The sequence below is a fragment of the Micromonospora sp. NPDC048894 genome (assembly GCF_040649765.1).
GTDB classification, from domain to species: domain Bacteria; phylum Actinomycetota; class Actinomycetes; order Mycobacteriales; family Micromonosporaceae; genus Micromonospora; species Micromonospora antibiotica.
Genome location: NZ_JBEZFY010000026.1, coordinates 24955 through 30987, shown reverse-complemented (window position 1 = coordinate 30987; position 6033 = coordinate 24955). Strand labels below are relative to the sequence as shown.

At 72.2% G+C, this 6033-nt stretch carries 5 protein-coding genes; 2 read left to right on the top strand and 3 right to left on the bottom strand.

Going from position 1 to position 6033, the window contains the following annotated elements; all coding sequences use genetic code 11:
* Positions 1-358 precede the first annotated feature (358 nt).
* Positions 359-1852 (top strand): amino acid permease, encoded by a 1494-nt coding sequence (locus AB0C22_RS30945; RefSeq protein ID WP_219464851.1) that lies wholly within the window; start codon positions 359-361, stop codon positions 1850-1852.
* A 60-nt stretch (positions 1853-1912) separates the two neighbouring features.
* Here the strand turns inward: AB0C22_RS30945 and AB0C22_RS30940 are convergent, their stop codons facing one another.
* The gene (locus AB0C22_RS30940; protein WP_357538516.1) at positions 1913-3424 is read right to left on the bottom strand and encodes an alpha-N-arabinofuranosidase; all 1512 of its coding nucleotides are present in this window, start codon (positions 3422-3424) and stop codon (positions 1913-1915) included.
* Between the two features lie 137 nt (positions 3425-3561).
* Here AB0C22_RS30940 and AB0C22_RS30935 point away from each other — a divergent pair, with 137 nt between their 5' ends.
* On the top strand, positions 3562-4563 hold the full coding sequence (locus AB0C22_RS30935) for a LacI family DNA-binding transcriptional regulator (RefSeq protein ID WP_357538514.1): 1002 nt from the start codon (positions 3562-3564) through the stop codon (positions 4561-4563).
* Between the two features lie 188 nt (positions 4564-4751).
* On the opposite strand, the gene AB0C22_RS30930 is transcribed toward AB0C22_RS30935, so the two are convergent.
* Together AB0C22_RS30930 and AB0C22_RS30925 are read right to left on the bottom strand one after the other, a co-directional pair.
* Positions 4752-5477 carry a methyltransferase domain-containing protein gene (locus AB0C22_RS30930; RefSeq protein WP_219464845.1) on the bottom strand — a complete coding sequence of 242 codons (726 nt, stop codon included), beginning with the start codon at positions 5475-5477 and terminating at the stop codon, positions 4752-4754.
* A gap of 239 nt (positions 5478-5716) precedes the next feature.
* Complete coding sequence (locus AB0C22_RS30925) at positions 5717-6031, bottom strand: hypothetical protein (protein ID WP_208568292.1); 315 nt, start codon at positions 6029-6031, stop codon at positions 5717-5719.
* Between the last annotated feature and the right edge of the window lie 2 nt (positions 6032-6033).

Genomic DNA, 6033 nt, shown 5'->3' with positions numbered 1-6033 from the left:
GCCCGGGCGCCCCTCCCCCCCCCTCGCCCGCCCGGTTTTATATTGTGTTTTCTTACCCCCCGCCCGCTATTTTTCATTAAAACATTTCAACCCCGGGGGGGGGGGGTGGGGTGGGGGGGTGGGGGGGTGGGGGGTGGGGGGAAAGTTTCATATTGGGGTGGGTGGGCGCAAGGGGTGGCGGGTGGGGGTGGGGGGGGTTGGGTGATGGGGGGTGGGGTGACCGAAAGTGGTCGTTGGGGGACACGGGGTTGATGTTTTGGTGGTGGGGAGGGGGCGATTGGTGGTCGGTGTGGGTGGGTAGCAACGCGCGGCACCGGTCGCCAGCAGGGCGGTCGCGGTGGTGGGAGGGGTGAGTACGGTGTCTGTGCTGCGAACCAAACCGATCAAGGATGTGGTTGCCCAGGGCAACGCGGACGGCAGCGACGGCAGCCCCGGTCTCAAACGCCGGCTCGGTGCCCGCGACCTCACCGGCTTCGGCATCGGCATCGTGATCGGCACCGGCATCTTCACCCTCACCGGCATCGAGGCACGCGACAGCGCCGGGCCGGGCGTGGTGATCTCGTTCGCCATCGCCGGGGTGGTCGCCCTGCTCGCGGCCCTCTGCTACGCCGAGTTGGCGTCCAGCGTGCCGACCGCCGGCAGCGCGTACACCTACGCGTACGCCACGATGGGTGAGATCGTCGCGTGGATCATCGGGTGGGACCTGCTGCTGGAGTTCGCGCTCGGCGCGGCGGTGGTGGCCCGGGGCTGGTCCGGTTACCTGGCCGAGCTGTTCGGCCTGCCGAGCACCTGGTTCGCCGAAGAGGGCAGCGTGGTCAACCTCGGCGCGATCGGCATCGTGCTGCTGCTCGGTGTGGTCGCCATCATCGGCATCCGCGAGTCCGCCCGGATCACCAACATCCTGGTGCTGGTAAAGGTCGCCATCTGCATCTTCGTCGTGGTCGCCGGGCTGTTCTTCGTCAAGTCCGCCAACCTCAGCCCGTTCATCCCGCCGGCCGAGCCGGCCGGTGCCGGTGACGACGGCATCAAGCAGCCGGTCGTGCAGGCGTTCTTCGGGCTGGAGCCGTCCGTCTTCGGTTTCGTCGGGGTGCTCAGCGCCGCCGCCGTGGTCTTCTTCGCGTACACCGGGTTCGAGGCGGTGGCGAACCTGGGTGAGGAGACCAGGCGGCCCAAGCGGGACCTGACCCTGGGGTTGTTCGGCACGCTGTTGATCTCCACCGCGCTCTACGTCGGCGTCTCGCTGGTCGTGGTCGGCATGGTGCCGTACGGCGAGATCGACCGGGGTGCCCCGATCGCCGCAGCCTTCAACGCGGTCGGTGCGAGCTGGGCCGGGGTGCTGGTCTCCATCGCGGCCGTGGCCGGCCTGACCAGCGTGATCCTGGTCGACCTGGTGGCCATGGGTCGGATCGGGTTCGCCATCTCCCGGGACGGGTTGATCCCGCCCGCCGTCGCCAAGATCCACCCGCGTTGGGGGACCCCGTACCGGATCTCCGCCGTGATGACGGTGGTGGTGGCGCTGCTCGCCGGGTTCCTGCCGCTGTCCGCGTTGGCCGATCTGGTCAGCATCGGCGCGCTCTGCGCCTTCATGATCGTCGCCATCGCGGTGCCGATCCTGCGCCGTAAGCGCCCCGACCTGGAGCGGCCGTTCCGGGTCCCGTTCTCCCCGGTGCTGCCGATCTTCACCGCGCTGGCCTGCCTGTACCTCACGCTCAACCTGTCGATCGAGACCTGGATCAGGTTCCTCATCTGGATGGCGCTCGGCGGGATCATCTACTTCGGCTACGGCTACCGCCGCAACCGTCTCGCCACCGGCGAAGCCGAGGACCGGGCCAAGGAGCGTGCCCCGGCGTGACGACCCGGGGGTGCCGGCCACCCCGGGCCGCCGGTCGGTCATTCCGGTGGCCCGGGGTGGTCAGGGTCGGGGGGCGAAGCGCAGCAGGTTCCAGGAGATCGCCGGCAGGCGTACGGAGCAGCGGTCGCCGTCGACGGTGGCGGTGGGCAACTCCCGGGGCGTCACCCGGTCGGGCTCCGCCTCGGTGTTGATCGCGTCCGGGTCGTCCCCGGCGGCCAGGCTGAGGTGCTGCACCTGGTGCAGCCCGGACAGGCCCCGCAGGTCGATCTCCACCGGGAGGGCGTCGGTGCCCCGGTTGACCGCGAACACGGTCAGCCCGCCGGACTCCTCGTCGTGCAGCGCGACGGTGTCCAACACCGGCACGTCGCCGTACCGCTTCGTGGCGTAGTGCGGCGAGACCGGCTCGGTGCGCAGCACGGTGCCGGTGGCGTGGCGGGCGGTCAGGGCGAACGGGTGGAAGATGCTCTGCCGCCAGGCCGGCCCGCCGGTGCGGGTACGGATCGGGGCGATCACGTTGGCCAGCTGCGCCTGGGCGGCGACACCGACCCGGTCGGCGTGCCGGAGCAGGGTGATCAGCAGGTCGCCGACCACCACCGCGTCGACGGCGGTGTAGTCGTCCTCAAGCAGCGCGGGTGCCTCGACCCAGCCGCGCGCGTCCAGGTCGCCCTGGACGCGGGACTGGTACCAGACGTTCCACTCGTCGAAGGAGATCTTCAGCTTGCGGGTCTGGCGCAGCCGGGCGGCCACGTGGTCGGCGGTGGCGACGACCTCGGTGATGAACTGGTCCATGTCGACGGCGGAGGCGAGCAGGCTGGCCCGGTCGCCGTCGGTCGGGTCGTAGTAGGAGTGCGCGGAGATGTAGTCGACCTGCTCGTAGGTGTGTTCCAGCACGGTCGCCTCCCAGGAGGCGAAGGTGGGCATGCCCCGGCCGGAACTGCCGCAGGCGACCAGGCTGATCGAGGGGTCGATCAGCTTCATCGCCCGCGCGGTCTCGGCGGCGAGCCGGCCGTACTCCTCGGCGGTCTTGTGGCCGACCTGCCACGGGCCGTCCAGTTCGTTGCCGAGGCACCACAACCGCACGCCGTACGGCTGCTGCGCGCCGTGTGCGCGACGCAGGTCGGACAGCCGGGTGCCGCCCGGGTGGTTGGCGTACTCCAGCAGGTCGCACGCCTCCTGGACGCCCCGGGTGCCGAGGTTGACCGCCATCATCGGCTCGACCTGCGCGGCGGTGGCCCAGGCCATGAACTCGTCGAGGCCGAACGCGTTGGTCTCGATGGTCTTCCAGGCCAGGTCCAGCCGGCGGGGGCGGTCGTCGACCGGGCCGACACCGTCCTCCCAGCGGTAGCCGGAGACGAAGTTGCCGCCGGGGTAGCGGACCATCGAGACGCCCAGTTCCCGGGTCAGCTCCAGCACGTCGCGGCGCAGGCCGAGCGGGTCGGCCCCAGGGTGCCCCGGCTCGTAGATGCCGCCGTAGACGCAGCGGCCCAGGTGTTCGACGAAGGAGCCGAAGAGCCGGCGGTCCACCGGGCCGACCGTGAAGGCCGGGTCGATCGTCAACCGTGCTGCACGCACGGGCCCACCTCTTCCCCTGAGCTGCTCGGAGCGACTACGGTCGATGCGCTGCTCCGCGTTTGTATACCGTTGTCGCCAACGTTGTAAAGGATCTCTCGCGCGATTCGGTCCGGTGGCGGACGCGGGAAGGAGCCCACGTGCGGCACCGACTGAAGGACGTGGCCGAACGGGCCGGGGTGTCGGTCAAGACCGTGTCGAACGTGGTCAACGGCTACCAGCACGTCCGGCCGGCCACCCGGGCCCGGGTCGAGGCGGCCCTCGCCGAACTGCGCTACCGGCCCAACCTGTCGGCTCGCAACCTGCGCAAGGGCCGTACCGGCGTGATCGCCCTCGCCGTGCCGGAGCTGGACATCCCCTATTTCGCCGAGTTGGCCCGGCACGTGGTGGCCGCCGCCGCCGACCACGGCTGGACCGTGCTCATCGACCAGACCGGCGGTGGCCGGGAACGGGAACGGGTCGCCGCCGCCGGCATCGGCGACCACCTGATCGACGGTCTGATCTTCAGCCCGCTGTCGCTGACCGCCGACGACCTCACCGACCTCGACGGCGTACCGATGGTGCTGCTCGGCGAGCGGGTGGACCACGGCCCCGCCGACCACGTGGTGATCGACAACGTGACCGCCGCCCGGGAGGTGACCGCCCACCTGATCGGCCTCGGCCGTCGCCGGATCGCCGCCGTCGGCGCGCAACCCACCCCCGAGCGGGCCGGCGCCCGCCTGCGGCTGGCCGGCTACACCGCCGCCCTGACCGAGGCCGGCATCGGGTACGACGAACGCCTCGTCGCCGCCACCCCGGCCTGGCGTCGCGCCGACGGCGCCGCCGCCCTGCGCCACCTGCTCGCCTCCGGAACCCGCCCGGACGCGGTGTTCTGCTTCAGCGACACCCTCGCCCTCGGCGCGCTGCGCGCCCTGCACGAGGCCGGCCTGCGGGTCCCCACCGACGTCGCCGTCGCCGGCTTCGACGACATCGAGGACGGGCGGTTCAGCGTCCCCACCCTGACCACTGTCGCCCCGGACAAGGAACGGATCGCCCGGCTCGCCGTGGACCTGCTCGCCGGCCGGCTGGGCGGGGACCGGGACGCGCCACCCCGGGAACTCACCGCCCCGCACCGCCTGACCCCCCGGGAGAGCACCGCCTGACGCCCGCCCTGCCCGCTCGGCCGAACCTGCCGTCCGGGCCGAACCTGCCGTCCGGGCCGAACCTGCCGTCCGGGCCGAACCTGCCGTCCGGGCCGAACCTGCCGGCTGGGCCGGACCGGTCCGCTGAGGCCGGATCTGCCCGTTGGGCAGGAACGGGCCGCTGGCCGGAGCCGTGGCCCGGCCGGCTGTCAGTCGAAGAAGCGGGCCAGGTGGGCCGGTGCCGGCGGTGGGGCGTCGGCGGGCAGCGGGGTCAGATCGGCGAAGATGGACGCGCCGTCGCAGCCGGCGTGCAGCGGATGCCAGCGCGGGGTGCCCGGCGGGCGCTGACCGCAGACCCCCTTGATCGTCTGTACGTCCAGCAGCCGGACGTGGGTCGGGTCCGCCACCGCGTTGACGTGCCCCCACCAGGGGCTCATCACGTGCAGCACGCCACCCGGGCGGAGCACCCGGTGGCACTCGTCCAGCAGCGGCAGGAAGTCGATCAGGTGCTCCAGGATGTGCACGGTGAAGATGACGTCGACGGAGTCGTCGGCCAGCGGCAGCGACCCGGACAGGTCCGCCACCGCGTCCACCCCGGGGGCCGGGAAGATGTCCAACCCCAGGTTCGTCGGGTACTGCTTCTGGCCGCCGCAGCCCAGGTCCACCACCACCGGGTCCCGGCCGTCGACCCGCACCCGCCCCCACACGCCGTACACCCCGGCCAGCCGGCCGACCAGCTCGCGGACCAGCCGCAACTGATCCGGTTCGGCCACCTCCCCGCTCAGGTGGGCGACCCCCCGGTCGAACCGCACCTCGACGGGGAGCCCACGTAACCGCTCGTCGTGGCGGGCCTGCTCGGCCCAGGCCGCTTCGAGGAACCCGTCGAGCGCCCGCAGCCGTTCGGCCGAGGGCGGTGCCTGCGCCAACGCGACCATGGCCACCTCCCGCCGGCCGTTACCCGCTCTCCGGTCCCGCACACCAGTCGCCGCCAACTCTCGCCGCTCTGCTGCCCATCGCCGCTCTGCTGCCCATCGCCGCTCTGCTGCCCATCGCCGCTCTGCTGCCCATCGCCGCTCTGCTGCCCATCGCCGAGCCGGTGCCCGGGGCGGACCCCACCGTGACCGTGACCGTCCAGCCGGGCGATGGCTCCGCGCGCGGAGCGCGTACCCGTGGGTCAGCCGCCGGTGCGGCGGGTGGGCCGGCCGACGGCCCGGATGCGCTGCCGGGGCGCACCGGCCGCCTTCGGCCGCTTGAGGTGGTAACGGTGCAGCTCGTTGTGGCCCTCCAGGGACGGGTCCTCGCTCATCCCGACAAGTTCCCAGCCCTGGTCACCGGCCCGGTTCAGGTGCGCCAGCGCGGTGTCGCCGTAGGCGGTCACGTCGGTCATCGAGCCGTCCGGGCCGTACCAGACGAAGACGACCTCCCAGCTGAGGTCGGAGGCGGTCGGCTGGCGACGGCGCACCAGCAGCGCGTACTCCCATCTGAGCATGA

What these genes read in the sequence shown, in the direction of transcription:
- AB0C22_RS30925 (WP_208568292.1), bottom strand. Translation starts at nt 6,031, where the DNA reads ATGCTCAGATGGGAGTACGCGCTGCTGGTGCGCCGTCGCCAGCCGACC.
- AB0C22_RS30930 (WP_219464845.1), bottom strand. Translation starts at nt 5,477, where the DNA reads ATGGTCGCGTTGGCGCAGGCACCGCCCTCGGCCGAACGGCTGCGGGCG.